The sequence below is a fragment of the Achromobacter aegrifaciens genome, from assembly GCF_902859735.1.
In the GTDB taxonomy this organism is placed as follows: domain Bacteria; phylum Pseudomonadota; class Gammaproteobacteria; order Burkholderiales; family Burkholderiaceae_B; genus Achromobacter; species Achromobacter aegrifaciens.
Genome location: NZ_CADIJY010000001.1, coordinates 122,506 through 148,896, shown reverse-complemented (window position 1 = coordinate 148,896; position 26,391 = coordinate 122,506). Strand labels below are relative to the sequence as shown.

22 protein-coding genes are annotated in these 26,391 nt (G+C 64.7%); 14 read left to right on the top strand and 8 right to left on the bottom strand.

The window, feature by feature from the left end; genetic code table 11:
- Positions 1–16 precede the first annotated feature (16 nt).
- A complete protein-coding gene (locus HV766_RS00670; RefSeq protein ID WP_175162010.1) occupies positions 17–1,141 on the bottom strand; it encodes a glycosyltransferase family 4 protein in 1,125 nt (374 codons plus the stop codon).
- Positions 1,138–2,130: a WaaZ-like lipopolysaccharide core biosynthesis protein gene (locus HV766_RS00665; protein WP_054455366.1), complete on the bottom strand. Its 993-nt coding sequence runs from the start codon at positions 2,128–2,130 to the stop codon at positions 1,138–1,140. The genes HV766_RS00670 and HV766_RS00665 overlap by 4 nt, the downstream gene beginning before the upstream one ends.
- A gap of 321 nt (positions 2,131–2,451) precedes the next feature.
- Here HV766_RS00665 and panB point away from each other — a divergent pair, with 321 nt between their 5' ends.
- The 3 genes from panB to HV766_RS00650 all read left to right on the top strand — a co-directional run bounded on the left by panB (position 2,452) and on the right by HV766_RS00650 (position 4,871).
- Complete coding sequence (gene panB, locus HV766_RS00660; RefSeq protein ID WP_119449894.1) at positions 2,452–3,297, top strand: 3-methyl-2-oxobutanoate hydroxymethyltransferase; 846 nt, start codon at positions 2,452–2,454, stop codon at positions 3,295–3,297.
- Positions 3,298–3,353: 56 nt separating this feature from the next.
- On the top strand, positions 3,354–4,463 hold the full coding sequence (locus HV766_RS00655; RefSeq protein ID WP_175180378.1) for a YcjF family protein: 1,110 nt from the start codon (positions 3,354–3,356) through the stop codon (positions 4,461–4,463).
- A gap of 195 nt (positions 4,464–4,658) precedes the next feature.
- Complete coding sequence (locus tag HV766_RS00650; RefSeq protein WP_054455373.1) at positions 4,659–4,871, top strand: DUF1059 domain-containing protein; 213 nt, start codon at positions 4,659–4,661, stop codon at positions 4,869–4,871.
- A 106-nt stretch (positions 4,872–4,977) separates the two neighbouring features.
- On the opposite strand, the gene ocd is transcribed toward HV766_RS00650, so the two are convergent.
- The gene (ocd, locus tag HV766_RS00645; RefSeq protein WP_125470603.1) at positions 4,978–6,018 is read right to left on the bottom strand and encodes an ornithine cyclodeaminase; all 1,041 of its coding nucleotides are present in this window, start codon (positions 6,016–6,018) and stop codon (positions 4,978–4,980) included.
- Positions 6,019–6,142: 124 nt separating this feature from the next.
- Between ocd and HV766_RS00640 the strand changes: the two genes are divergently transcribed.
- The 3 genes from HV766_RS00640 to lhpI all read left to right on the top strand — a co-directional run bounded on the left by HV766_RS00640 (position 6,143) and on the right by lhpI (position 8,790).
- Positions 6,143–6,568 (top strand): Lrp/AsnC family transcriptional regulator, encoded by a 426-nt coding sequence (locus HV766_RS00640; RefSeq protein WP_119449891.1) that lies wholly within the window; start codon positions 6,143–6,145, stop codon positions 6,566–6,568.
- A 254-nt stretch (positions 6,569–6,822) separates the two neighbouring features.
- Entirely contained in the window at positions 6,823–7,755 is a 933-nt protein-coding gene (locus tag HV766_RS00635; RefSeq protein WP_175180754.1) for an N-carbamoyl-D-amino-acid hydrolase, read from the top strand.
- A gap of 90 nt (positions 7,756–7,845) precedes the next feature.
- On the top strand, positions 7,846–8,790 hold the full coding sequence (gene lhpI, locus HV766_RS00630) for a bifunctional Delta(1)-pyrroline-2-carboxylate/Delta(1)-piperideine-2-carboxylate reductase (RefSeq protein WP_054455379.1): 945 nt from the start codon (positions 7,846–7,848) through the stop codon (positions 8,788–8,790).
- Positions 8,791–8,809: 19 nt separating this feature from the next.
- On the opposite strand, the gene HV766_RS00625 is transcribed toward lhpI, so the two are convergent.
- Complete coding sequence (locus tag HV766_RS00625; RefSeq protein ID WP_125470605.1) at positions 8,810–9,709, bottom strand: LysR substrate-binding domain-containing protein; 900 nt, start codon at positions 9,707–9,709, stop codon at positions 8,810–8,812.
- A 122-nt stretch (positions 9,710–9,831) separates the two neighbouring features.
- On the opposite strand from HV766_RS00625, the gene dkgB reads away from it, so the two are divergent.
- The 5 genes from dkgB to HV766_RS00600 all read left to right on the top strand — a co-directional run bounded on the left by dkgB (position 9,832) and on the right by HV766_RS00600 (position 18,711).
- Positions 9,832–10,635, top strand: a complete 804-nt coding sequence (gene dkgB, locus HV766_RS00620; protein WP_054455383.1) for a 2,5-didehydrogluconate reductase DkgB — start codon at positions 9,832–9,834, stop codon at positions 10,633–10,635.
- Between the two features lie 178 nt (positions 10,636–10,813).
- Complete coding sequence (locus HV766_RS00615; protein WP_175180377.1) at positions 10,814–12,838, top strand: C1 family peptidase; 2,025 nt, start codon at positions 10,814–10,816, stop codon at positions 12,836–12,838.
- Positions 12,839–12,889: 51 nt separating this feature from the next.
- Positions 12,890–15,709: a PAS domain-containing protein gene (locus tag HV766_RS00610; RefSeq protein ID WP_175180376.1), complete on the top strand. Its 2,820-nt coding sequence runs from the start codon at positions 12,890–12,892 to the stop codon at positions 15,707–15,709.
- Positions 15,710–15,720: 11 nt separating this feature from the next.
- Complete coding sequence (locus HV766_RS00605; protein WP_175180375.1) at positions 15,721–17,349, top strand: CHAT domain-containing protein; 1,629 nt, start codon at positions 15,721–15,723, stop codon at positions 17,347–17,349.
- A gap of 24 nt (positions 17,350–17,373) precedes the next feature.
- Positions 17,374–18,711: a hypothetical protein gene (locus tag HV766_RS00600; protein ID WP_175180374.1), complete on the top strand. Its 1,338-nt coding sequence runs from the start codon at positions 17,374–17,376 to the stop codon at positions 18,709–18,711.
- A 15-nt stretch (positions 18,712–18,726) separates the two neighbouring features.
- Here the strand turns inward: HV766_RS00600 and HV766_RS00595 are convergent, their stop codons facing one another.
- Positions 18,727–19,506 (bottom strand): fused MFS/spermidine synthase, encoded by a 780-nt coding sequence (locus HV766_RS00595; RefSeq protein ID WP_175180373.1) that lies wholly within the window; start codon positions 19,504–19,506, stop codon positions 18,727–18,729.
- Positions 19,507–19,666: 160 nt separating this feature from the next.
- Here HV766_RS00595 and HV766_RS30145 point away from each other — a divergent pair, with 160 nt between their 5' ends.
- On the top strand, positions 19,667–20,722 hold the full coding sequence (locus HV766_RS30145) for a DnaJ domain-containing protein (protein WP_217472138.1): 1,056 nt from the start codon (positions 19,667–19,669) through the stop codon (positions 20,720–20,722).
- A gap of 18 nt (positions 20,723–20,740) precedes the next feature.
- Here HV766_RS30145 and HV766_RS00580 read toward each other — a convergent pair whose 3' ends face one another.
- Together HV766_RS00580 and HV766_RS00575 are read right to left on the bottom strand one after the other, a co-directional pair.
- A complete protein-coding gene (locus HV766_RS00580) occupies positions 20,741–21,160 on the bottom strand; it encodes a universal stress protein (protein WP_054455392.1) in 420 nt (139 codons plus the stop codon).
- A 23-nt stretch (positions 21,161–21,183) separates the two neighbouring features.
- Positions 21,184–22,167, bottom strand: a complete 984-nt coding sequence (locus tag HV766_RS00575; RefSeq protein ID WP_054455394.1) for a TerC family protein — start codon at positions 22,165–22,167, stop codon at positions 21,184–21,186.
- Positions 22,168–22,518: 351 nt separating this feature from the next.
- On the opposite strand from HV766_RS00575, the gene HV766_RS00570 reads away from it, so the two are divergent.
- Positions 22,519–24,042 (top strand): DUF1254 domain-containing protein, encoded by a 1,524-nt coding sequence (locus HV766_RS00570; protein ID WP_175180372.1) that lies wholly within the window; start codon positions 22,519–22,521, stop codon positions 24,040–24,042.
- A 67-nt stretch (positions 24,043–24,109) separates the two neighbouring features.
- Positions 24,110–25,558: a DUF1254 domain-containing protein gene (locus HV766_RS00565; protein ID WP_175180371.1), complete on the top strand. Its 1,449-nt coding sequence runs from the start codon at positions 24,110–24,112 to the stop codon at positions 25,556–25,558.
- A gap of 47 nt (positions 25,559–25,605) precedes the next feature.
- On the opposite strand, the gene HV766_RS00560 is transcribed toward HV766_RS00565, so the two are convergent.
- Complete coding sequence (locus tag HV766_RS00560; RefSeq protein WP_175162003.1) at positions 25,606–26,382, bottom strand: SDR family oxidoreductase; 777 nt, start codon at positions 26,380–26,382, stop codon at positions 25,606–25,608.
- Between the last annotated feature and the right edge of the window lie 9 nt (positions 26,383–26,391).

The window sequence follows — 26,391 nt, the reverse complement described above, 5'->3', positions numbered from 1 at the left end:
GACCCGGGCGCGGCCATCAGGCCGGCTGCGCCCGGCTTTCGCGGTAGACGCGCTCGGTATTGCCGACGAACGTCGTCAACGAGAACTCCCGCAGCGCGGTGCTGCGGGCCTCGGCGCCCATCACGCCTAGGACCTCGCGGTTTTCCAGGATCTTCGACAGCGCTTCGACGATGCTGTCCACCGAGGCCGGCGGCACCACCCAGCCATCGCGGCCATCGGTGACGTTCTCGGGCAGCCCGCCCACGGCGCTGACGATCACGGGCTTGCCTGCGGCCATCATCTCGCGGCAGGCAAAGGAAATCGTCTCCAGCTTGGACGACAGCACAAAGCCCACGTCCAGCGCCGACAGGAAGGGGCTGACGTCCTCCATCAAGCCCGTAAACACCACCTGCTCCGACATGCCCAGTTCGGCCACGCGGCGCATCTGCTCCGCATCGGGCAGCTTGCCCGCAATCAGCACCACCACCTGCCGCCGCTTGTTGTCGGGCAGCATGGACACGGCGGTCACCATGTCCAGCCAGTTCTTGTAGACCGCGGTGCCGGCATTGCTGCCTATGACCAGCCGACCCTGCATGTCGTCGGGCAACAGGCTGCCGCGCGCCTGCGCCGCCTCCCGGCGCGAGGCCGGACTGCACTTTTCCGTATCCACCCCGTTGTGCACCACCCGCAGGTCCTCGTTGCGGAAGACCGACTGCTTCATGCGGCGAAACGTATGGGTGCACACGCAGATGACGCGGTTGGTGCCCCATTTGGCGCGCACCCGCGCACCCAGGCTGTTGGCGCTGCGGTCGGTGTGCTGCGTGTAGACCATGAAGGGACGCCGCGCCCCCATGCCCACGGTCGCCAGCATGCACAGGCGGTGGTCGGCCGAGCCGTTGACGTGGACCACGTCGAACTGTTCGTCGCGCAGCAGGGCGCGCAGACGGCGCAGCGCGCGCAGCTGCTGCAGCGGACGGCCCTTGAATTCCAGGGCCAGCGTGCGCACGCCGGGCAGGGCCGCGGCCTCGGCCAGCAGGCGGCTGCTGGCGGGCGCGGCCACGGTCACCTGCGACTTCTCGCACAGGATGCGCGCCAGCGACATCACGTAGGTGGTGTGGCCGCCGCCATCGCCTTGGTGGAAATTGGTGTACAGAATCTTCATGGGGTCATACTCGAAAACGGCTGCTCGGGCAGCAGGCAGCTCCAGTCGCGCTTCTCGAACACGTCATCCCCCAGCCGGCTGGCGGGCGACAGGTTGTAGACCTTGATGCCGCGTTCGCCGAGCAGCCGGCTGGCTTGCCGGAAGGCGGGTTCGATGTGTCCGGAGAATTGCCGGTCCAGCGCGGTGGACAGCTGCGTTGCCGCGCTTTCATAGAATCGGGGTCCCGCCGCAGCCGTCAGGTCCAGGCCGTGCAGGTATATGGTTTTCGCGCCCAACCACGCCAGCAGCTGCAAGCCCGTATAGGCCACGGTGCCGCCGCCGAACAGGCCGCGCGGCGGGTCCAGGCTGAAGCCGTGCGCATGCACCGGGTTGCGCGCGTCGAACAGCACCAGTCCGGGGTCGTCGGCCAAGCGCGCTTCCAGCTGCTCGGGGCGCGCGCGCGGCTGCAGCGCGCGCTGGTGCACTTCTTCGAACAGCGCGATGCGGCAGCGCACGTCCTTGCGGTCGAACAGGAAGCCTATCCAACGGTAGACCTCGGGCGTGACGAACAACATCAGATCCTGCGCCAGCACTTGCGCCACCAGATCGCGCCTGCGGTTGACGAAACCGGCATCGAGCATGGCGTAGTAGTCAAAGCGCAGGGTAGGGTGCTGACGCCGCAGCGCGATCGAGCCGTTGACGCCCATCGTCACATCCAGCCGGCAACGCGCGTAGTCGATCTGAGCCACCGAGGGGCCGCTCAATATCAGATGGGCGTCGGCTGCGATGTCGCGCGGCAGTTGATCCAGCGGGGTGGTGGCAGGGCCTTGCACGCCGCGCAGTTCACATCCTGTCAGCCGCTCCTGCCCACCGCGCTGAACCGTCACAAAGGGCCACAAGGTTTCGTTGTGCCGGTATGCGGCGGGCCGGGTGTGGCGATAGAAGTAACGCAGGCCCTTGGTCAGCGGACGCGAACACAGCAAACGTGGAATGAGCCCGGGACTAGGCATGAGCAATGTTGCGCGGAAGCCGCGAAATAACCTTGTAAGCGGCGAATTCTACGCAGGCAGACCTGTCGAAAAAGCGAGTGAACCCTTGAAGATGTAACGCTTTTATGGAAACTCCAAAACGTCCCTAAATTTGTTGCCGACGCTTTCCACAGAGCACGGCATCGCGGCGCCCCAAAACTTTCGATTACGTTTTGCCGCAAAGATTAGCCTGCTGGGCACAGCCATGCGCTAGCTGCGGGGCCGCGCCTGCGGCCTTCCGCTACGATGCGGGTATCGCAATGTCCCGATTCAAGCAATCAACCCTGGATAGGAAGAATTTCGATGTCTACGACCGCCACCCTGAACACGGCTGCCGCCCACGCACCCCGCCTGAGCGTGCCCGCGTTCCGCGCGCGCAAGCGCCAGGAGCCGCTGGTGATGCTGACGGCCTACACGGCGCGCATGGCCGAACTGCTGGACCCGCATTGCGACGCCCTGCTGGTGGGCGACAGCCTGGCCCAGACGATCTACGGACTGCCTTCCACCGTGCCCGTCACGCTGGACATGATGATTGCGCACGGCGCCGCCGTGGTGCGCGGCTCGCGCCGGGCGCTGATCGTCGTCGACATGCCTTTCGGCAGTTATGAGGAAAGCCCCGAGCAGGCCTTCCGCTCCGCCGCGCGCATCATGAAGGAAACCGGCGCGGGCGCGGTCAAGCTCGAAGGCGGCCAGAGCATGGCGCCGACCGTCGCCTATCTGTCCGCGCGCGGCATCCCGGTCATGGGCCATGTCGGCCTGACGCCGCAAGCCGTGAATATCCTGGGCGGCTACGGCGCGCGCGGCCGCGGCGAAGCCGAATACGCCCGCATCGCCGCCGACGCCGCCGCCGTCGCGGACGCCGGCGCCTTCTCGCTGGTGATCGAAGGCGTGGTCGAGCCGCTGGCGGCGTCGATCACCGAGGCCGTCGCCTGCCCGACCATAGGCATAGGCGCATCCGCGCGCTGCGACGGCCAGGTGCTGGTGGTGGACGACATGCTGGGCATGTTCGAGCGCACCGCGCGCTTCGTGAAGCGCTACGACGACCTGGCCGGCCGCATTCAGCAGGCGGCGCAGACCTATGCCACCGAAGTCCGCGCGCGGACCTTCCCCGAATCGGCCCATCTCTACGGCGCAGCGGGCGGCGCCTGATGGCGGCCCGCGTTTCTCGCTAGAATCTTTCCCATGCCTTTCTACGCACACACCTCATGAGCACGCCCCGCATGGACACGCCCCAGCTGCAGGACGCCATCGCGGACGCCATCAGCACCGCCACGCGCGGCGCCGGGCGCGTGAACATCCTGGTCGCGGGCAAGACCGGCGTGGGCAAGAGCACGCTGATCAATGCCGTATTCCGCGGCGACCTGGCCAAGACCGGCGCGGGCAAGCCCGTCACCCAGTCGACCCAGGAATTCACCCGGGCCGGCCATCCGCTCACCATCATCGACACGCGCGGCCTGGAGGTCGGCGACTACGAGCGCTCGCGCCAGCAGCTGGCGGACCTGATCCAGGAACGCTCCGCCGCCGACGATCAGGACCGGCACCTGCACGTGGCCTGGCTCTGCATCCAGGACAGCAGCCACCGCGTCGAAGACGCGGAAATCGAACTGTGCAACATGCTGTCCGATGCCGGCATCCCCGTCGTGGCGGTGCTGACCAAGGCGCGCAAGAACAGCCCCTTCGTCGACGAAGCGCGCAAGCTGCTGCCGCGCGCCAAGCAGGTGGTGGCGGTGCGCGCGCTGCCGGAATGGATCGAGGAGCTGGACGCGGAACTGCCGCCCATGGGCCTGGACAACCTGATCGAGGCCACCGCCCTGCACATCCCCGAGGCGCAGCAGCGGGCCTATGCCAACGCGCTGTCCACCCGCAACAAGAAGGCCCTGGAAGTAAAAAAAAAGCGGGCTGAGATAGAGGTCAACGTGGCCGCGGGGCTGGCCGCGTCGGCCGCCGCCGCGCCCATCCCGTTCTCGGACGCCGTTGCGCTGGTGCCCATCCAGGTCGGCATGATCGCCAAGATCGGCATCACTTTCGGCATGGAACTGAATACCGCCGCCATCACCACGCTGGTCACCTCCACGCTGGGCGCGTCCGCGGCCACCCTGATCGGGCGCTCGGTGGTCTCCGGGCTGCTGAAATTCATCCCCGGCGCGGGCAGCGCAGTGGGCGGCACCATTGCCGCCACCACCGCCGGCGCCATCACCAAGCTGCTGGGCAATGCCTACGTGGCCGTGCTATACGACTTCTGCCTGAAGCATCCGGGCAAGGACATCGACATCGCGATAATCGCCCAGGCCTTGAAGCAGCGCGTCAGCTTCTGAAGCCCGCTGCGGCCGCACTGGTATCCGTGCACTAGTGTCAAGCGGCACCTGGCGAATTGCGCCGCAGCTGTAGCGCCAGATCTATACTTTTCAGACCGCCCCCGCCGCTGCGACGCGCCAGCGGCCCGGACGTCCCGCGCCGCGCGCCGGATGCTCTTGCGCAGGCCCAGGCAGCCTGCGCGCAGGGAGACGTTCATGACTCGCAAATACATCGATTGCCGCGAATACCCCAGCGCAATGAACTGCACGGTGGCGCTGGCGGCGGATTCCGAAGGCGAATTGCTGGAAGCCGCCGTGCAGCATGCAACCACGGTGCACAAGCATGCCGACACCCCCGAGTTGCGTACGCAGCTGAAGTCGCTGTTCCACGACGGCACACCGCCGGTTGAAATACCCAGCCGCACATGAGGCGGCCGCCATTGGCGCCGGCGTGGTTCGCCACGCCGGCGCTTGCGCCCATCAAAGCGTCACGGAAGCGTCCCGGTTTGCGCGGACGGCTCCGCGCGCGCCGGCATCAGGCCCGGGCCGCAACAGGTTGAGCGGCCCGTACCGCTTCGAACAGATTCTTCGGATCGGGCAGTTGCGGCGCAACCTCGATGCGGGCGCCCACGCCATGGCGCACGGCGGCGTCGCGCAGCCAGCGCAAGGCCGAGAAGTCTTCCAGTGCAAAGCCCACCGAATCGAAGATGGTCACGTCGGCTGCGTTCTTGCGTCCGGCGGATTGGCCCGTCAGCACCCGCCACAATTCCGTCACCGCGAAGTCGGCAGGCATCTGCTGCAGGTCGCCCTCGATGCGTGTCTGCGGCTCGTATTCCACGAACACCGGGCCCGCGCGCAGCACGTCCGCATGCAGTTCCGTCTTGCCCGGGCAGTCGCCGCCGACAGCGTTGATGTGCATGCCAGGCTCGACCATGTCCGCGGTCAGGATGGTGGCGTAGGCCTTGTCCGCTGTCACCGTGGTGACGATGTCCGTGCCCTTGACCGCCTCTGCCGCACTATCGAAGCGCACCACGCGCAAGCCGGGCACTGAAGCCAGATTGCTTTCAAGCTTGCGTGTGGCGCCTGCGTCCACGTCATAGACGTGCAGCGTGTCGACGCCGAGGATGTAGTGGAAGGCCAATGCCTGGAACTCGCTCTGCGCGCCGTTGCCGATCAGCGCCATCCTGCGCGAGTCCGGCCGGGCCAGCGCGCGCGCCGCCAAGGCGGAGGTCACGGCCGTGCGCAGCGCGGTGGTCAAGGTCAGCTCGCTGATCAGCAGCGGCTCGCCCGTGCTGACCTGCGCCAGCGCGCCGAATGCCATCACGGTGGACAGGCCGGCCTGCGGATTGCCCGGGTGGCCGTTCACGTATTTGAAGGTGTAGTACTCGCTGTCGGCGGTGGGCATCAGTTCGATCACGCCGGTTGCCGAATGGCTGGCCACCCGCGCGCTCTTGTCGAATTCCTGCCATCGAAGAAAGTCCGACAGCAGGTAGTCCAGCAGACCGGAAAAGACCTGTTGCGGGCCTTGCAGGGCCACGATTTTGGCCACGTCGGAAGTTGAAAGCAGCGTCGTCAATTTGTTCTCCCCGAGTTATGGAACAGAAATTCTGGGGGATGGGCAAACCAATTAATAGTGACAACAATCAACACAAAACGCTAAGATTCTGCCACTCTGACAGCAATAATTAGCACTTTTCACAATGGACACGCTAGATCAGAACCTGCTCGGCCTGTTGCGCGCCGATGCCCGCATGTCGGTCGCCACGCTCGCGAAGAAGCTGGACGTCTCGCGCGGCACCATCGACAACCGCATCCGCAAACTGGAAGAGCGCGGCATCATCCGCGGCTACACCGTGCGCCTGCGGCCAGAGGTGGAAACCGAAGATATCGTCGCCTGGATGAGCATTGCCGTCGAAGGCCACGAAACCCGCAAGATCGTGAGTCTGCTGATGGGCGAACCCGCCGTGGCGGGCCTGCACGACACCAACGGCCGCTGGGATCTGCTGGCCGAGCTGCGCGTACCCACCATCGACCAGCTGTCCGAAGTGCTGGACCGCCTGCGCACGCTCAAGGGCATCGCCGCCACCGAAACCAGCATCCACCTCAAGACCTTCAAGGCGCTTTGAGCGCCGGCATACGGGGAAACCCGATATAAAACTTTGCATGGGCCCCATGACGCCGCGTTATGCATAAGGTCGCGGCGGCTTGTGTCCGCCCGACCGAATTCCCCGCCAGATCATCGTCTTAGCGTAGCGTCCGGCGCAATTTCCCTGGCTCGCCGCCAGTCGCCACAGCGGTTCCGGATTTCCGCCCGTGCATGCATGCTTGCGCCTTCAGCCTGGAGATCCACATCGTGAGTAATGCATACCCCGCCCGCAAGATGGGCCTGGCGGTCGCCCAGATGGGCGCTGTGAACCTTGCCGATTCCCGCGCGGCCGTGGTCCGCCGCCTGGTCGAAATGATGCGCGAGGCCGCCGCCCGCCGCGCGGAGTTTGTCGTTTTTCCCGAGCTGGCGCTGACCACGTTCTTTCCGCGCTACTGGATGGAAGACGCCGAGGCCGTCGAGCGCTACTTTGAAAAAAGCATGCCCAACGCCGACGTGCAGCCGCTGTTCGACACCGCGCGCGAGCTGGGCATAGGCTTCTACCTGGGCTACGCCGAACTGACGCCCGAAGGCCGCCAGTTCAACACCGCCATCCTGGTGGACCGCAGCGCCAGAATCATCGGCAAGTACCGCAAGATCCACCTGCCGGGCCACTCCGACCACAAGATCGGCGCGCCGTTCCAGCACCTGGAGAAGAAATTCTTCGAAGTCGGCGACCTGGGCTTTGGCGTTTGGGAAACCAACGACGTGAAGATCGGCATGTGCCTGTGCAACGACCGCCGCTGGCCCGAGACTTATCGCGTCATGTCGCTGCAAAGCGCCGAGCTGATCGTGCTGGGCTACAACACGCCGTCCCTCAACATCCACTGGAACGAGCCCGCGCACCTGCGCACCACCACGCATGAGATCGTGCTGCAGGCCAGCGCCTACCAGAACGCGGTGTGGGTCGGCGCGGCCGCCAAATGCGGCCATGAAGACGGCCACCACATGATAGGCAGCTCCATGATCGTTGCGCCTTCCGGCGAGATCGTGGCGCGTTCCAGCGGCGAAGAAGACGAGGTGATCACCGCCCGCATCGACCTGGCCATGGGCCAGGCCTTCCGCGACCATGTGTTCAACTTCGCCAAGCACCGCAATCCGCAGCATTACAAGCTGATCGTCGAGCGCACCGGCGCGGGCGATCCGCTGCCCCCGGCGGCCATCGACTGAAGGCGACGCCTGCCCGCGGCGCGGGCGGGCGCCCTCCGCGCTGCTAGACTGCCTGCTGGCCCACAGACCGACCCGCAGCAGGCAACAACCATGCGCTTCATCGACACCGAACAAACCCGCAACGCCCTGTCCTTCGACGCCGTCATTCCCGCCTTGCGGGAGGCCTTCCGCGGCAGCGCCACCGTGCCGCCGCGGCATGTCCACGCCATCCAGTCGGGCAATGCGCACGGCACTTCGCTGATCATGCCTGCCTGGAGCGACCGCGGCTATTTCGGCGTGAAGATCATCAACATCTTCCCCGAGAACACCCACCAGGGCCTGCCCGGCCTGCACGCCACCTACAACCTGTACAGCGCCACCACCGGCGTGCCAATAGCCCAGGTCGACGGCGACATCGTCACCGTGTACCGCACGGCGGGCGCGGCCGCGTTGGGCGCGGATTACCTGGCGCGCGCCGACGCCAGCACGTTGCTCATCGTGGGCTCCGGCCGCATCGCCGGCCTGGTGGCGCAGGCCATGCGCACCGTGCGCCCGATCCAGCGCGTGTTGGTGTGGAACGTGCGTGCGGCCGGCGCCGAGAAGCTGGCGGGCGAGCTGCGCGCGCAGGGCTTCGATGCCGCGGCCGCCTCCGACCTGGAAAGCGCCGCACGCCAGGCCGACATCATCAGCTGCGCCACGCTGTCCACCGTACCGCTGATCCACGGCGCCTGGCTGCGTCCCGGCGTGCACCTGGACCTGATCGGCAGCTTCAAGCCCGAAATGCGCGAGACGGACGCGGCCTGCTTCGACGGCACCTCGGTCTACGTGGACACCGGCGAAGCGCCCACCAAGTCCGGCGACCTGCTGGCCGCCTTCGAGGCCGGCGCGCTCAAGCGCGAGGACATCCGCGGCGACCTGCACCAACTGGCTGCCGGTGAGCTGCCAGGCCGCCGCGACGACCAGGAAATCACCGTGTTCAAGGCCGTGGGCAGCGCGCTGGAAGACCTGACGCTGGCGACACTGGTGTACGAATCGGTCAGCGGCGAACGCGCCTGAACGCGCAGCGTCCGCGCCCCTATTCGAAGCCGCGCGGGCCCAGCGCCTGGACCATGTAGTCGATGAAGGATTTGATGCGCGAAGAGATCGCGGTGTTGCGGTAGTACACCGCGTTGATCGGCTGGCGCACGTCCTGCGTCTGCTTCACCAGCAGCTGCTGCAAGGCGCCGCTGGCGCGGTCTCCGCGCGTCATGAAATCCGACAGGCAGACGACGCCGCCGTCGTTCAAGGCCAGTTGCCGCAGGGTTTCGCCGCTGAACGCGCGCACGTGCGGCTTGATGTGCAGGGCCTGGCCGTCGGCCTCCAGCAGAGGCCATTCGTTCAGCGCTTCCAGCTGGCTGAAGCCCAGCAAAATGTGCGCAGCCAGATCGGCCACGCGCCGCGGCGTGCCATGCGCGTCCAGATAACCGGGACTGGCCAGCACGCGCACGCGGCTGTGGCCCAGCGGCACCGCATGCAGCGATGAATCCTTCAGGCGTCCGATGCGGATGGCCAGGTCGGTGCGGCGCTCCAGCAGGTCGATGTTGCCTTCGTTGCTGTTCAGTTCCAGCTCCACCTGCGGATAGCGCTTGCGATAGCCCGGAACCAGCGGCGCGATCACATGCAGCATGAAAGGCGAGGCTGCGTCCACCCGCAAGCGCCCGGCCGGCTGGTTGCGGCGCAGGCTCATCAGTTCCTCGCTTTCTTCCACCGCGGCCACGATCTTGCGCGCCTGCTCCAGATAGGCGCGGCCTTCCTCGGTCAATTCCAGCCGCCGCGTGGTCCGGCGCATCAGCGTGGTCTGCAACTTCTCTTCCAGCCGGCTCATGGTCCGGCTGGCGGCGGAAACGGTCTGTCCCAGCACGTCTGCGGCAGCGGTGATGGAGCCGCTGTCCACGATGGCGATAAAGACCTGCATTTCATCGAGGGTCGTCTTCATTCTTGCATTTATATCAAAAGTCTTTCGTGCATACCGGACTTTTTCCGCAAGTATCCGACGGGCACACTGCAGACATTCCCGGGTATCTGCGCCCGGATCCGCGAACCCATCAGGAGTTACCCATGAACATTCCCGCCTTCGGCGTCGGCACCTTCCGCTTGCAAGGTCAAGCCGTCATCGATTCCGTGCGCAACGCGCTGGATCTCGGCTACCGCGCCATCGACACCGCGCAAATCTACGAAAACGAAGCCGAGGTCGGCCAGGCCATCGCCGAATCCGGCGTGCCGCGCGAGGCACTATTCGTCACGACCAAGATCTGGGTGCCCAACTACGCCCGCGACAAGCTCATCCCCAGCCTGAAGGACAGCCTGGCCAAGCTGCGCAGCGACTACGCGGACCTGACCCTGATCCATTGGCCCGCGCCTGGCAACGGCGTGTCCATCGAGGAATTCATGAGCGCGCTGGCCGAGGCCAAGACGCAAGGGCTGACCCGCCAGATCGGCATCTCCAACTTCCCCATCGCCGAAACCCGCGCCGCCATCGCCGCCGTGGGCCGCGAGCAGATTGCCACCAACCAGATCGAACTCAGCCCCTACCTGCAAAACCGCAAGCTCGCCGCCTTCCTGCAGGAACAAGGCATCCCGGTCACGTCTTACATGACGCTGGCCTATGGCAAGGTGCTGAAGGATCCGGTCATCGGCCAGATCGCCCAGCGCCACGACGCGACGACCGCGCAGGTCGCGCTGGCCTGGGCGCTGCAACTGGGCTATGCCGTCATTCCTTCGTCGACCAAGCGCGAGAACCTGGCCAGCAACCTGCTCGCCCAGGACCTGCGGCTGACGGACGAGGACATGGCGCAGATCGCGGCGCTGGAGCGCAATGGGCGCGAAGTCAGTCCCGAGGGCCTGGCGGCGCAGTGGGATTAAGCCGCAGCTAGTGCAAATGAACCATTGCAAATCCAGGGACTAATACTTTCAGATACTAGCGCACCGGCTTAGGCGCGCCTATATATCGCACCTACGGGCGCAATCTTCACTGTCGTCATGTCGTCTTGCCTCAAAACGCCGCCCTCGCGCTGAAAGCCTGTCTCCACTGGAGTACGCCATGGCTGCAAAGAAGCAAGCGGGGCGCGCCGCCCCGGCACGCAAGACGGCGGACAAAAAACGGCAGGCCGCCACAGTCAGCACGGCGGCGGCCAAGACGCCCCGGCCCGCACCGAAGCGCAAAAGCCGCAAGCCGCCGCCAGCGCTGCCGTTTCGCCGCACCGCCAAGCCCGACGCCTTCGACGTCCGCGACCTGCCGTTCCGCCCCAACATCTCGGTCACGCCCAAGACCGAGATGATTCCCGCAATGGGGTTGACGGTGAAGCACCAGGAAGACACCTCGGCCTGCACCGGCTTCGCCTTGTCCACCGTGGTCGAATACCTGCTGCGCAAGTCGGAGCGCGAACCGCGCCCGGCCATTTCGCCATTCATGCTGTACTCCATGGCCAGGCGCTATGACGAGTTCCCGGGGTCGGTCGACGACACGGGATCGAGCCTGCGCGGCGCACTCAAGGGCTGGTTCAAGCACGGCGCGTGTTCCCAGGAATTGTTTCCGGCCCTGGCCATGCCAGCGGCGGCCAACGAGACCGCCGACGACTGGTGGCTGGACGCCGTCAAGCGCCCGCTGGGCGCCTACTACCGCATTGACACGCGCAACATCGTCGAAATGCACGCGGCGCTCAACGAGGTCGGCATCCTGTACGCCAGCGCGGGCTGCCACGCCGGCTGGGACGATGGCCATGGCGTCACCCCGCAGAAGGCGCCGTCCACGCCGGGAGCCCAGCCGTTCTGGATCATCCCGCCCGACAAGCAGGACGCCGCCACCGACGGCCATGCCTTCGTCATTGTTGGCTATACCCAGGACGGCTTCCTGATCCAGAACTCCTGGGGCGAGGAATGGGGAACCCATGGCATGGCGGTGCTGACCTACGACGACTGGATGCGCAACGCCATGGATTGCTGGGTGGTGCAACTGGGCGTGGTCACGCACGAGCACACCAAGATATCGAACAGCATCACGCTGCGCACCGACGGCAAGAAGGTCACGCTGGCGGCGGGAACCGTGTTGCGCAACCGCGAGATCTCGCCCTTCATCGTCAACGTGGGCAACAACGGCAAGCTCAGCAACAGCGGCACGTTCCGCACCACACCCGACGATCTGCGCGCCATTGTCGACGTCCATATGAACGCCGCGCGCGAGAAGTGGGGCTTGAAGGACAGGCCCATGGACGTCTGCGTCTATGCGCATGGCGGCCTGGTGGGTGAAGAAGATGCGGCGGAAGCCGCCGCCGAATGGATACCGCTGCTTTACGAGAAGCAGATTTTTCCAGTCTTCCTGATGTGGGAAACGGACTTCATCACCACCGTGAAGAACATCATCCAGGACGCCGCCCACAGCGTGCCGCGCACCACGGGCGGCCTGGGCGAGCGGCTGGAGCGCTGGTGGAACCAGCGCCTGGAACGCTGGCTGGCCCGGCCTGGCACCGTGATCTGGGGCGAGATGAAGCAGAATGCCCAGGCCATGAGCGAACCGGCGCCCAAGAGCATGGCGCAGGAAGAAGCCGCGATGATCATGCTGTACAAGCACTTCAAATCGCATGTCAGCGAGGGCCGTGTGCGCCTGCACATCGTCGGCCATTCGGCCGGCGCCATCGTCGCCAGCCACTTCGTGCACCGCTTGACGGCGGACGGCGGCAAACTGGAGTCGCTCAACCTGATGGCCCCGGCGGTGACGCTGGACACCTTCCAGAAACTGGTCGTGCCACACCTGAAGACGCGGGTAAAGCGCTATCAGCAGTTCCATCTTTCCGACCGTGCCGAGGAAGACGACCCCACCTGCGGCCCGTACCGCCGTTCGCTGCTCTATCTGGTGAGCGAATCCTTCGAAGGCGGCACCACCACGCCGCTGCTGGGCATGGAGCGCTATTTCCGCAATGCCGGCATTCCTTGCGACGCCGTGCATATATCACCCGCGGGCAGCCCCGCGCCCGGCTCGGCCAATCCGCCCGTGGCGGCCAGCACGCACGGGGGCTTTGACAATGACAAGGGCACTCAGCAGCAGATCATTGCGTTCATCAAGCGTTGAGCCGGCCGGCGCGCCAAATAGCGGCGACGGTCTGGCAGGGAGGATTTGAATATGTTTGAAACTTCTCAGCCACAAATCAACCTGGACCAGGATAAGCAAGTGCACGCGCCGGACTCGATTCCGGACGCCCCCCGCGACATGCTGCAAGTGATGTCGCGCGCAGGCGTGCCTTGCATCCTGCTGGACCGCGGCGGCGTAATCCTGGGCGTCAGCGACGCTCTGGCTCCCTACGCCCAGGAGTTCTGCGGCCGCAGCGCCGCAGAGGCCTATGGCCTGGATCAACCGCTGGCAATGGGCGGCGCTGTCTGCGGCATCTATCAGGCCAGCGACGGCGCTCCGGTGCCCGCGCAGCTAGTTCCGCTGTCCCAGTTGGGAAACGGCGAGCTCGTCGTGCTGGTCAACGACGGCACGCCCTTCAGAAAAGCGGAATCACGCCGCTTCGAGCGCACGCCATATGCTGTATTCCGTTTGGATCTGGATGGCATAGTGCGCTTTGCCAACCGCGAAGCGGCGCGCACGCTGGGCGAGAAGCTCGACGAGGTTTGCGGCGAGCCGCTGTCCCGCCATTTCCGCAAGAGCGACGCGCCTCACATCGTCGAGGCCATCCGACGCTGCGCCCGCAACCAGGAGGGCGATTCCATGGTGGCCGTGATCGTCGCAATGAACGGCCCCGGCGGCGAGGAAAAGCCGTTCCAACTAGTGATGACGCCTGATCCCGCGCCCAATGGCGAGCTGTTGGGCGTGATCGCCATCATCCAGTCGCGCGCGCTGGAATCCGCTAGCGATGAGATCCGGCGCATCGCGCTGGATCCCTCCATCAACGGATGGCGTCTCAAGCTCGACGCCATCCTGGAACAGATCCGTCCGCTGGTACCTTTCGAGCATGCGGTGTTCGGGATTTACGACAAAAAAGTGTCGCTGTTCCGCGCAATCGCGGTACGCCCAGAAGGCCTGAAATTGTGGCCAGCGCGCTGGATGGAACTGCCGTCCTCGATCAAGTCCTTTCTAAGTTCCAACGAGACCTGGATCGAGGAAATGGATAGCTTCGTGCACAAACGGAAATTCCAGCCTGGCGACGAAGTGGTACGTTGCTACCGCGACATGGGGATGCAGGCCAGCGTCACGCTGCCCGTCATGCGCCAAGGGGGCTACAGTTCCGCGTTGAGCCTGTGCTCACGTCAGCGGGCGCAATATGGGCAACGCCACCTGGATATTCTGCGCGCCCTGGACCTTGAACCGGTGCTGATGCGCTTCGAAAAGGAGCGTGACGAGGAGCGTGCCGCCTTCGCCGAATCGTTGCGGCAGAAGATCATGGCAGCCGCCTCTTTGCGCGAGGCCGCAGAGGACATCGTCCCGCGGCTGGCGGAGTTCTTTTCATGGGACTACGTGGCGCTGTTCCGCGTGAATCGCAAGGAGAGCCGGTACGAGATCGTGACCCAGCACAGCCTGTCACCCGAGTACGCACTGCCTGCCGACTACCTGCAGCCCATCGATCGAGGCATGCTGGGTCAGACGTTGCGGCAGCGCAAGTTGCTGTCCCTGGACGACGTGGGCGCCCCCGAAGATCCCAGGAACGACTATACCGGCCCGCCGCGTCCACTGCGCTCGGCCATGACGGTGCCGATCCGCCTCAACGGCAGGATCCGCTGGCTGCTGGACGTGGAGTCCTCTGTCTCGCACGCGTTCAAGGGGCCGGACATCGACGATCTGCTTGAGATCATCGCGTCGCTGGAGGAGGGACTGGATCAGCATCTGCTCAGGCAGACCAAGCAGAGCCTGATGGCGGAAACCGAACAGGCCGTCATTTTCGTGGGCCGAGAAGGCTCCATCATCGAAACAAATCGAGTCGCGGCCGACATGCTGGGCATAGAGCCTGGCCGCTGCCTCGACGGCGAGAACCCGCTTTCGATCACGGCATTCGCGTTGCCGGATGACGCGGCTGCGCTGGAACTGCTGAACTCGGATGCCCCAATAGAACGCGAACGCATCGAGCTATGCGGCGTGGGCGGCCAGCCCTGGTCGGTGCTGGCCACGCGTAGGCACCTGGATCCCAGCCTAGACATGTCGATCTGGTTCTTCACCGATATCGCCAACATGAAATGGGCACGCGACATGCGCTTTCTGCGCGAAACCGTGGCCGAAATCGCCGAGCAAACCCAGTCCTCGTTGGAGCTGGCCCGCAACCACGCCACGCAAATCGCCCTATTGCACGAGAACGGCGCGCCCGAAAAGCAGTCCGCGGCCACCCTCGCCGATACACATGCCCTTAGCCAAAGCATCCTGGCTGAAATTTCTAAGGTGGACATCACCTTCGAGCGGTTGGCCAGCGCCAACGAAAGGCGCCGACGGGCTCCGCCCGAGCATGCCCGCGTGCCGGTGCACGAACTGCTAACGCAGGTCATCGCGGCCTTTCCGCAGCGGGACCAACGCCGCGTCGCGCCATTGACCCAGATGAGCGCGGCCTGGGGCCCCATGGTGCGTGCCGATGCCAAGGCGTTATCCACAGCCTTCCGGTCCATACTTGCCTATTTGCTGCGCTGCCGCTCCGACGACGCCCGCGTGGAAACCAACATCAGTGACGACCCCGACGGATGCTCGGTGTACCTGGGACTGAGCGCCGAGCAGACCTGGGACACGGACCTGCGCGCGCCTGCTGTGCCCGACGATGCGCTCCTGAACGCAGAGCGCGCGGCGCATGATGCCGCCGGCCTGGCCATCGCCCAGATCGTACGCACCATGCACGACCACGGCGGCACGCTGACGACGGATCCGCCCATGGCCGAATCCGCGGCGCCGCCTTCGCAGGCATATGAATCTGTCCTGCCGCCGTGGCGCTCGTTCACCCTGCGTTTTCCTTCCCGGTCGGGCTAAAGGAGACAACGATGGATCAATCTGCACAGAACGACAGCTGGATCCTGCTTGCCGGCGGCGGCGATAGCGACGAGGAATGCTGGGCTTCCCGTATCCAGCAATTGCACCGGCACGAGCAGAAGCACCCGCGAATCAAGCCCTTCATCGGCGCACCGCTCCAGCACGTCTGCAAGCTGGAGAATGCGCGGCAGGAGATCGAACGTCACGGATCGCTGCCGGGTCTGCTCATCATCGAAGCCAAACGAGCTTCCCAAACTGGAAAGAAGAGCAGCGCGATGGCCGTCGCGCTGTTGGACTGGCTGGCCGAGCTGGCGCCCGTGCCCGTGCTGGTCGTAACGGAGGATCCTTCCGAGGCCTTGCAGCGCTGCGTGCTGGAACGACCCGAAAGACTTATGTGGAGCAACGAGCTCGGAAAAACGCGGGACGGCAGCGCTGCGCTCGCCATGGCGCTGGACAGCCTGGCAGCTACCACGCACCCCCGCCGCCTAATCATAGAAGTGGCCGAGAAAGCGGTCCGCTACCGGATCCAGTCCGGCCCGCACGAGTTCCGGTCGCCGGAGATTCCCTATAAGCGGCAATCCGACATCGATTCGCTGCTAATGCGCATCGAGCAGTTCTCTCCCTATCTCGGCAATCGAAGAGTCGCCAACTGGCTGGAATCACTAAGCGACATGGGAAGGCAGGCCTTTGACGTGATGGTGGCTGACACGGTAGGTCCGCCCATCGCCACGCTGATCCAGCGCGCCCGTGACCATGAGGGCACCTTGCCCGGAGAAAAGCTGGCTTGGACAGACCTGCGATTCGATTTCAATGTGTCGGACCGTCAAAGCGCGGCCTTCTTCAGCCTGCCGTTCGAACTTAGCTGCAATCCCAATATTAAGGCCAGCGAGCGCCGCTACCTGTGCCAGCGCGTACCCATGGCCCGACGCCTGTACATGGAAGGCATGGACTCCGCCTGTGACCGCGAACAGACGGAGCCCCGGCCGGCCGGCCCCCTGCGCCTGCTTTTCATTGGCGCGAACTTCAGCGGCGTCATCTCGTTCCAGCCGGAGGATGGCGGAGAGGATACCCCAAGCGTCACCCTGAGACCGCTGGCCGCTGTCGCCGAGGAACTCGAAAGCCTGCAAGCCCTGGCCAAGCAACTGGACGGCCGCCTCGTGGTCGAGGACGTGCCCCCGTACACGGGTTATCAGCTGCAGGACTACCTGGAAGAAAAGGTGACCGGAGGCGGTTACGACATCCTGCACTACTCGGGCCACTCCCATTCGGTGGGCGACAGCACCATGCTGGTATTGCCCGGTAACCAGACCGGCCGGGGCCTACAGTTGTCCATACGCCTGGTCGGCAACTGGATGAAGGCTGGCAACTGCAAACTACTGGTGCTGTCCTCATGCAGCGGCGCGTCAGTGCGCACCGCGCTGGAGGTCATGCGGGCGGGCGCCATGGGCGTACTGGCTTTCCGTTGGCAGGTCGAGGAGCAGACCTGCGCCCGTTTCATCAGGCGCTTCTACCGCGCTTATTTCGACCTCTCCAATACCCAAGGATTCGCGGAAGCCTACCGGAGAGCCTGCGCCGGCTCTCACGATGAGTCCAGAGGCACCCCCACCTGGGCCTCCGCGCTGGCGATAGTGCGCGACTGAAATCTGATATCAGGAGTACACACCATGACTTCCCTATTCGGCATGCTGCGCAAGATCGGTGACCTGGGTACATCGTCGGACGGCTTAGGCGCCTTGATGCCAACCGTGCCCGCAGGCCGCAACTACTACGCGGAGATCGATCCGCCACCTGGCGGCGCTTCCTTGCGCGAGCGTGGATTGAATGGTGAAGCCTTCGTCCCGGGACAATGCTATTTCAGCGTCCGCATGGTCGAGATGCGCCTGACCGACGCCAGCAACTACATCGCGGCTTTCCTGCCGCTGTGCGCCTTCTTCCTGCGCTACACCGAAGCGGGCGCGCAACGCGAAATTCCCTTTGTCGTCGGCTACGAGGCGATCCAGCAGGCGATGGGAGAGGCAGCGCCGCAATCGGGCGCAGGCAGGGTAGTCTTCCGAAACGTCTACATCGCCCGCAACATTCCGTACAACAGCGACGGCCTGGAAATGTTCGCCGCACTGTGCCGCTTCAGCGACACCAGCCTCACCCGCGGCGTACTCGATTTTGTCTCCACCACGGTCAGCATGTTTGGCGGCGTGGTGGGCGGCGCCGTCGTCAAAGCGGGAGAAGGCCTGCTCAAACCGCTGAGCAAGCTCTTCGGCACCGAAGGCGCCAGCATCCGCTTCGGCATCTTTGACGGCATGGCGCTGCGCCGCAGCGGCTATCGCGTACTGGCGGGCGCAGACTCGCAAGACAAGCTGCAGGGCTTGCAACTGGTCGACGGCGTGCTGCACCGGCAGAATGGGAACGGCGGCCTGGAACCCGTGAACGACGTGGACTACCTGGTGCTGGCCTTCGAGCAACGCGCCACGCTGGGAGAGGACATATTCAGCGCCGCCGCGGCCTTGCCGTTCCATCGCAAATGGACCGAGATCACTACGGCGCTGGCGGGCAAAAACGCCGCAGCCGCCCGCACCGCATTTAAATCGCTGGCGGTCGATATCGCGGGTTCGCCGCTGCTGATCGAGCGGGACCGCTTCGCGCTGCTGGCGGCCTATGCGAGTGAAAGAGAAAAGTGGAAGGCCAGCAGTATCCTGAAATCCGCCAGCGAGGACAGCAACATCGCTTCCGCCGTTGCGGACAAGCAAAAGGCCGCAGCCGACAGAAGCAGCGCCAGCGCGCAACCGCTGGAAGCAGCCATGGTCCTGCTGGCGACATCCACGATCCACGACTCTGATTCGACGCAAGCCGCAGTCGAGCAAGCCGACGCATCGCTGGCACAGTCGTTCTCCACCCTGCTCGCTACGCTAGAGCTCGACGTGGACGGCAAGGCCGGCACGGCGCCCGACGCCCTGTCCGGGGCGTCCCGGGAAATGCTGTCGGCGATCCTGGAAGAAAAACCTTAGCGGCAAGCCAGGCCGCTATCTCAGCACCAGCGTCGCGCCGATAACCTTCATCGTCGGCATCAACTGGCGCCAGGCGTCCTTGGGCATGGACGCCGGTCGGCGCAGCTCGGCCGCGGCGGGATCGTCCAGCAGGTCGCCCTTGCAGGCGAACACGATGCTGTTGGTCATGTCGTCATCCACCACCTCGAACATGGACGAACCGAACGAGGCCCGCACCCGGTCCATGTAGTCATGATGGTCCGGGTGATTGACGTGGAAATTGATCACCAGGATGCCGTCCTCGCGCAAAGCGCGGAAACAATCGGCGTAGAACTCCGCCGAGCACAGCGGGCCCGGAATCCCGCCGATGCCGAACCCGTCCAGCAGGATCACGTCGGCATGGTCCGACAGGCCGCGCATATGGTCGGCCGCGTCGGCCTGCAGCACGCGGAAGCGGTCGTCGTCGCGCGGCACCATGAAGGCTTCGCGCAGGGCAATGACTGCCGGATCGATTTCCACCACGTCGATAGCGCTGTCCGCCAGATAGCGATGGCAGAACTTGGGCAGCGAGCCGCCGCCCAGCCCCACCATCAGGATGCGGGCGGGAGCCGGATTGAAAAGCACGAAGCCCATCATCATCCGCGTGTACTCCAGTTCGAGCGCATCGGGGTTGAGGGTGGACATGCTGCTCTGGATTTCCTGCTGCGTGAAATGCAGGGTGCGGCGGGTGCCCGAGTTCTGGATAAAGGGCCGGGGAGCGGCCGCTTGCGGCTCTGCAGGCGGGAAATCTGAGGAGGTTTGGGCGTCGTCGGGCATGAAAACGGAGTGGCGTGCAGGAAAATGGGAAAAGATACCACTGCGCCGCGCACCCACCCAGCGATGTAGTCTCTTTGGCTGATACCGACGTCCATGATTGCAGCGTAAGCTCGCCGTGCAGGAAGCTGAGCGCCCGGCTTCGGAACGCGGACCCATGGCAATGGCTGGCATACATACCCATTACGACACGCTCCAAGTTTCGGAAAATGCCAGCGATGAAGTCATCCGCGGCGCATACCGCTATCTCTCGCAGAAATGGCATCCGGACAAGAATCCTGACAATCCCGAGGAAGCCAAGCGCGTCATGGCGCGCCTGAACGAGGCCTACGCGGTGCTTTCCGATCCGAAACGCCGCCAAGAGCATGACGCGTGGATCGCCGAGCAACGCGCCGCCGGCGCGCCCGGCGGCAACGGTGGCGGGACGAACGGGAAAGCGCCGCCGGGCTCCGGATCCACCGATACGCTGCGCGACTATTACGCCACCGAAATCGCCAAGGGACGCAATTTCTGGATATGGCCGCTGGCCTTCATCGGTTGCGCCATGGCGTTGGGCCTGGCCGCCAACCTCGTTCCATCGCTGGCCAGCCTGCTGATGAAATACCGCTACCTCACCCTGCTGCTGCTGCTGGCCGGGGCATCCGCGGTGACGACCTCGGCCAGGAAAAAACACCGCGATCAACTGCTGCAACAGCACGAGACCCGGATTCTGGAGCAGCGGTACACGGAACACATGCGGCAAAAGACCGTGCGGCAGGTGGTCATCGGCGTCTCGGCCGTATTGGCAATCGGCGGCCTGCTTGCCTATTACGGCATGGGCTGGAATGAACGGCAAGACCAGCTCCAGGCCGCCAAGCCGGACAGCAAGAAGCCTGCACCGGCCAAGCCTGCGTCCCTCCAGATCGAGAACGCCTGCGGCCGGGACTTGAGATTCGCGGTGCACTATCTGCCCGACGGAGGCGAATGGCGCACCGAAGGCTGGTGGAACGTGGAAGCCAACAGTTCCACCGGCCTGCGCGGCGACCTGGGATTGATCGAATCCACCAACGCCATCTTCTACTACTACGCCGAATCGCTGGATCGGAAAATAGTCTGGCAAGGCCGCGACGACGACGAGACCGACGCGACCTATGCGTTCAAGGGGCGCAACTATCGCTTCGACCGGGTTCGCCTGGCCCGCGACGCCGATGGCAGCTATCAGCTCAAGCTCACCTGCTAGCGCATCAGCCGCGGACGTTCAGATCAGCAGCACCGGACAAGGCGCGTGGGCAATGACCCGCGAACACACCGACCCCAGCAGAGCGTCCAGGAACGGCGCCCGATGGTGCGACCCCATCACGATGGCCGTGGCCCCCACCTTGACCGCATGCGCCACGATCTTGTCCGGCGTGTGGCCCGTAAGCTCGTGGCACTCGAAGCCGACCTGGCCCGCGCGCAGGATCTCGACCACGGACTTCATTGCCTTGTCGCTCTCTTCGTGGTGCCAGGCGTCGATGTCGGCCTGGCCGATGAAGGCTTTGACGTCACCCGTCACGTCGGGCTCGCAATGCAGTACATGCACCGTGAAATCCCGGTTCAGCAAAGGGCCGTCAACCAGATAGCGCGCCGCGGCATCGCTGTGGCTGGACCCATCGGTGGCAAGAATGATCGTGTTCATGACAGATCTCCGGTTCATGGGACTCATCCCTTATGGCGCGCAGCCCTGGCCGCGGCCCGTCTGGGCAGGATCAGGCTGGCGCCCACGGATGCCAGCAGGATAAGGCCTACCGCCCCTAGCGACCACTGCACCGGCACATGGAACCATGGCGCGGCCAGCATCTTGCCGCCGATGATGATGAGCACCGCGGCAAGTCCGTGCTTGAGGTAGCGGAAACGTTCGCGCATGTCGGCCAGCAGGAAGTACAGCGCCCGCAGGCCCATGATGGCGAAGATGTTGGAAGTAAAGACCAGGAACGGGTCGGTGGTGACGGCAAAGATGGCGGGAATGCTGTCGACCGCGAACACCACGTCGCTCGCCTCTATCATCAGCAGCACGACGAACATGGGCGTGGCATGCCGCAGGCCGCCGATGCGCACAAAGAACGACTCGCCGTGATAATCCTTGGTGATGCGCATCGACGAGCGCAACAGGCGCACCAGCGGATTGCGGGCAATGTCAGGCTGATGGTCCGCCCGGGCCAGCATCTTCGCTCCCGTCGCCACCAGCAGCACGCCGAACACATAGAACAGCCAGTCGAATTTCGACAGCAGCCAGACGCCCGCCAGGATCATGCCGACCCGCATCACGATGGCGCCCAGCACGCCGTACAGCAGTACCCGGCGCTGCAATTCCAGCGGCACCACGAAATAGCCGAAGATCAGCGAGAACACGAACATGTTGTCCACGGACAGGGACAGTTCGATCAGGTAGCCGGTATAGAACTCCAGCGTTTTCCGGTGCGCAATGTCGCGCCCCAGGGTGGCATCCAGATACCACCACATCAGGGCGCCGAACAACGCGGCCAGCGCCATCCATACGCCCACCCAGAACAACGCTTCGCGGGGCCGCACGCGGTGCGCATGGCGGCCTCCCAGCACGTAGAGATCCAGCGCCAGCACGACCAGCACAAAGCCTACGAACCCCGCCCACATCGGCAGGGTGGCAAAGGTCTCGACCCGATTCATCAGGACCTCCCGCCGTCGCTGCAAAACCGCTATGCGACAGCCAGCGGTACACAATGCATGTACGAATTCAGTCTAGAACTTCGGGAAGCGCCGAACAATTCGCCTGGATCGAACTGACGCTCAGGTTTTTCGGAACCGCGCTCCTGGCTCCTGCTCCGGTTCGATGTGGCAAGCGCTTCCGATCCAGAATATTGACGCCGTCCCTATTTGATCGGAAACTAAACGACATGCGACGCTCGTCGCTTTGCCCGTGCTGGTCACTTTTGAACTGTACTGAAACGCAAGGAACGAGGTCGCACCGCTATGTTGTGGACGGCAGTGGCTTCCCGCGTTCCTGTTCGTGGAGACCGTATGCGTACTGCCCGCCGCACATGTCCGCCCGTCCTGGCCCTGGCCGCCCTAACCCTGCTGACCGCCTGCGCCGGACCGCCGGAGCGCCCCGGCGCCTACAAGATGAGTACGCCGACGCCACCGCAGATACTGACGCCGGCCAAGGTCGACACCCGTATCGGCCGCCTGGATTTCTTCGACGGCGTGCCTACTCCGGAAACCGCCCGCAAGGTCTATGACAACCTGGATTTCCTGCGCGGGGTCGAGGCGTTTCTGAACGGCATCCCCGGCGCGTCCATGGTCTCGATCCGCGCCGGCCTGCGCGAGGCAGGCGCCACCGGCAGCACCGTCGGCATCTTCGAAACGTTGATGGATTCGCATTCCCTGTTCCTCACGGCCAATACCGAAACCGTGTACTTCTGGAACTGGATGGACCTGAAGGACGGCCCCATGGTTGTGGAAACCCCGCCCGGCATCCTGGGCGTGGTCGACGACTTCTGGTTCCGCTATGTGACCGACATGGGCAACGCCGGACCCGACAAGGGCCGCGGCGGCAAGTACCTGTTCGTGCCGCCGGGCTACAAGGGTCAGCTGCCAACCCAAGGCTATTTCGTGCAGCATTCCCCCACCTACGGCAACCTGCTGTTCGGCCGCGCCTTCATGAAGAACGGCGATCCGGCGCCCGGCGTGCAGGGCGTCAAGGCCGGCCTGCGCGTCTATCCCTACAGCCAAGCGGGCGCGCCACCGCCGACGCGCTTCATCAACCTTTCCGGCAAGGTGATGAACACCATCCACGCCAACAACTATGCCTTCTTCGACGAGGTGAATCAGATCATCCAGGAAGAGCCGGCAGGGGCTTATGGCCCCGACATGACCGGCCTGTATGCAGCGATCGGCATGCGCAAGGGCCAGCCGTTCTCGCCGGACGCGCGGATGAAGGCCATCCTGACCGACGCGGTGGCCGTGGGCAACGCCACGGCGCGCGCCATCGACTTCGCCAACCGCGACCCCGCCACGCGCATCTATCCGGACCGGCACTGGAACACACCGTTCGTGGGTGGCAGCTATGAGTGGCTGAACGACGGCGCGCGCAATTTTGACGCCCGCACCATGTTCTTCTATGCCGCGACCATAGACACGCCGGCCATGGCCGTCGCCATGCCCGGCATCGGCTCGCAATACGCCGCGGCCAACTATGACGCGCAGGGCAAACCGCTGGACGGAAGCCGCCAGTACGTGCTGCGTGTCCCGCCGAATGTGCCCGCCAAGGATTTCTGGTCAGTGGTGGTCTACGACACGCAGACGCGCTCCATGCTGCAGACGGACCAGCCGTTCCCCAGCCTGTCCAGCGAAAAGCAGCTGCATGCCAACGCGGACGGTTCGGTCGATCTTTACTTTGGCCCCAAGCCCCCTGCGGGCAAGGAACAGAACTGGATCCAGACCATTCCCGGCAAGAGCTGGATGGTGATTTTCCGACTCTACGGTCCCATGCAGCCCTGGTTCGACAAGACCTGGAAGCTCAACGATATCGAGTCCGCGCGCTAAAGAATTTTCACCCCGAACCACGACCGTCCCTTTCGTCCCCAACCTGAAGTCCGGAGACCGGAGCACCATGATGAACCGTACCCTGACCGTCGCACTGGCATTGGTTTGCGCGGGAGCCGCGCATGCCAAAGATGCCGCGCCCTATCGTTTCGAACGCGGCTATCCCACGCCGCAGACCTCGCAGCAAGTGCGCGCCGACCAGACGCTGCAGCGCGCCTTGATTGCCTATCGCTATTGGTATCCCACGGTTTCGATGGAAGGGATACTGAACGGCAATCGCGCCGTCGGTATCGAAGACGGCAAGCAATGGGGCATCGCCGCAGCCGGCCCCCGACAGGTCGGCTTCACGCTCAACTCCGACACGCCCTACGGCTCGGCCGTCATCGACCTGAGCCAGGGCCCCGTGGTCATCGAGCTGCCGCCCGGCCCCTACATCGGCCTGGTCAATGACCACAACCAGGGCTGGGTGCAGGATCTGGGATTGCCGGGACCCGACGCAGGCAAGGGCGGCAAGCACATCGTGCTGCCGCCGGGCTACGAGGGCAAAGTCCCCGAAGGCTATCACGCAGGACGCTCACCTACGCTGAAAAACCTGCTCGCACTGCGCTCCATGCCGGTGGGCGGGGACATACCCAAGGCACTGGACGCCTTGCGCTCGGTCAAAATCTACTCCTGGTCCGAGCAAGGCGTCGCAGGCCAACCATTGGCCGCAGTCGACACCACGCGCATGGCCATGGACAGCTCTTCGCTGAAATGGGAAGACAACATCCGGTTCTGGGAAGTCCTGAACAAAATCGTGCAGGAAGAACCCATCAACGCTGCCGCACGGCCTATGTATGGCTTGCTGGCCGAACTCGGCATCGAAAAGGGCAAGCCCTTCAAGCCGGACGCGAAGCTCAAGGAAACGCTGGCCAAAGCTGCCCGCCAAGGCCGCGACCAGATGCTGGTGGCCGCCTTCGACAGCGACCGTCCCGATCGCATGGCCTGGCCGGACCGCCGCTGGGAATGGACTGACCTGGTACCGGGCAGTGCGCAGTTCGAGACCCCGGCTGGCATGGACCTGGACGCCCGCGACCGCTGGTTCGCACAGGCCATTGTGGCCTCGCCCGCCATGTTCCGCCGCGACCCCGGCGCGGGCTCGCTCTACTGGCTGGGCGCGCGCGACGCGCAAGGGGCTTACCTGGACGGCGGCAAGCAGTACACACTTAGCGTGCCGCAACCGGTGCCAGGCAAACTGTTCTGGTCAATCACGCTGTACGACAGCAAAACCCGCTCGCAAGTGCAAACCGATCAGGACAAGGCCGCGCTGCGCTCCCTGTTCGAACTCAAGGACGTGGACCAAAGCAAGCCGCTCACGCTCTACTTCGGCCCCAAGGCGCCGGCGGGCCAGGAGAATCGCTGGATCAAGACCAATCCGGGGCAGGGCTGGTTCGCCTACATCCGCATCTACGGCCCCGAAGCGGCCGCCTTCGACAAGAGCTGGAAGCCGGGCGACTTCCAGCGCAGCGGCAAGTAGCGCAACAGAACGCCGATCGCGCCAACAGGCATGGCGCGATCGGCGCCTCAGCCCAGATACTCCACGTTGCCGCAGACGGAAATGCTCTGGCCGCTGATGATGGCGCCTTCGTCTGAACACAGATACGCCACCTGATTGGCCACGTCCTGCGGGCTGGTCATGCGGCGCAACGACACCTTGTCCACAAGCTGCTCGCGCATGGCGTCGTTGGTCACGCCGCCGGCCGCGGCGCGGGCCGCGATGACCCGCTCAACCCGGTCGCCCGACACCACGCCCGGCAGCACGGAATTGACGCGGATGTTCGACGGCCCCAGCTCCATGGCCCAGGTCTGCGTCAGGCCAGCCAACCCGAACTTGCTGGCGCTATAGGGCGTGCGCAGCGAAAAGCCCAGCCTGCCCGCGACGGACGAGATGTTGACGATGGACCCGCCGCCTGCCGCCCGCAGCAGCGGCACGGCGCTGCGCGCGCACAGGAAGGTTCCGGTCAGGTTGACATCCAGCGTGCGCTGCCACGCGTCCAGCGCGGTTTCCTCCAGCCGGTTGGTCGGGCCGGCCACGCCAGCATTGTTGACCAAGGCATCGAGCTTGCCCCATTTCCGGGCCAGTTCGCCGAACATGGCTTGGACCTGCGCTTCGCTGGATACGTCCGTCACGCTGACGCCCAGGCTTGGATGCGCTGCGGCAGCGGCCTTGCAAGCCGCTTCGTCCACGTCGCAGACGTGCACCTCGGCGCCCGCCTCCAGAAACTTGCGTGCGATCGCCAAGCCTATGCCTTGCGCGCCCGCGGTGATGAGGACGCGCTTTCCTTGCAGTGAATTGCTCATGGCTTTTCC

Coding starts and splice junctions, on each gene's coding strand:
- HV766_RS00670 (WP_175162010.1), bottom strand. CDS start 1,141: ATGAAGATTCTGTACACCAATTTCCACCAAGGCGATGGCGGCGGCCAC.
- HV766_RS00665 (WP_054455366.1), bottom strand. CDS start 2,130: ATGCCTAGTCCCGGGCTCATTCCACGTTTGCTGTGTTCGCGTCCGCTG.
- panB (WP_119449894.1), top strand. CDS start 2,452: ATGTCTACGACCGCCACCCTGAACACGGCTGCCGCCCACGCACCCCGC.
- HV766_RS00655 (WP_175180378.1), top strand. CDS start 3,354: ATGAGCACGCCCCGCATGGACACGCCCCAGCTGCAGGACGCCATCGCG.
- HV766_RS00650 (WP_054455373.1), top strand. CDS start 4,659: ATGACTCGCAAATACATCGATTGCCGCGAATACCCCAGCGCAATGAAC.
- HV766_RS00640 (WP_119449891.1), top strand. CDS start 6,143: ATGGACACGCTAGATCAGAACCTGCTCGGCCTGTTGCGCGCCGATGCC.
- HV766_RS00635 (WP_175180754.1), top strand. CDS start 6,823: ATGGGCCTGGCGGTCGCCCAGATGGGCGCTGTGAACCTTGCCGATTCC.
- lhpI (WP_054455379.1), top strand. CDS start 7,846: ATGCGCTTCATCGACACCGAACAAACCCGCAACGCCCTGTCCTTCGAC.
- HV766_RS00625 (WP_125470605.1), bottom strand. CDS start 9,709: ATGAAGACGACCCTCGATGAAATGCAGGTCTTTATCGCCATCGTGGAC.
- dkgB (WP_054455383.1), top strand. CDS start 9,832: ATGAACATTCCCGCCTTCGGCGTCGGCACCTTCCGCTTGCAAGGTCAA.
- HV766_RS00615 (WP_175180377.1), top strand. CDS start 10,814: ATGGCTGCAAAGAAGCAAGCGGGGCGCGCCGCCCCGGCACGCAAGACG.
- HV766_RS00610 (WP_175180376.1), top strand. CDS start 12,890: ATGTTTGAAACTTCTCAGCCACAAATCAACCTGGACCAGGATAAGCAA.
- HV766_RS00605 (WP_175180375.1), top strand. CDS start 15,721: ATGGATCAATCTGCACAGAACGACAGCTGGATCCTGCTTGCCGGCGGC.
- HV766_RS00600 (WP_175180374.1), top strand. CDS start 17,374: ATGACTTCCCTATTCGGCATGCTGCGCAAGATCGGTGACCTGGGTACA.
- HV766_RS00595 (WP_175180373.1), bottom strand. CDS start 19,506: ATGCCCGACGACGCCCAAACCTCCTCAGATTTCCCGCCTGCAGAGCCG.
- HV766_RS30145 (WP_217472138.1), top strand. CDS start 19,667: ATGGCTGGCATACATACCCATTACGACACGCTCCAAGTTTCGGAAAAT.
- HV766_RS00580 (WP_054455392.1), bottom strand. CDS start 21,160: ATGAACACGATCATTCTTGCCACCGATGGGTCCAGCCACAGCGATGCC.
- HV766_RS00575 (WP_054455394.1), bottom strand. CDS start 22,167: ATGAATCGGGTCGAGACCTTTGCCACCCTGCCGATGTGGGCGGGGTTC.
- HV766_RS00570 (WP_175180372.1), top strand. CDS start 22,519: ATGCGTACTGCCCGCCGCACATGTCCGCCCGTCCTGGCCCTGGCCGCC.
- HV766_RS00565 (WP_175180371.1), top strand. CDS start 24,110: ATGATGAACCGTACCCTGACCGTCGCACTGGCATTGGTTTGCGCGGGA.
- HV766_RS00560 (WP_175162003.1), bottom strand. CDS start 26,382: ATGAGCAATTCACTGCAAGGAAAGCGCGTCCTCATCACCGCGGGCGCG.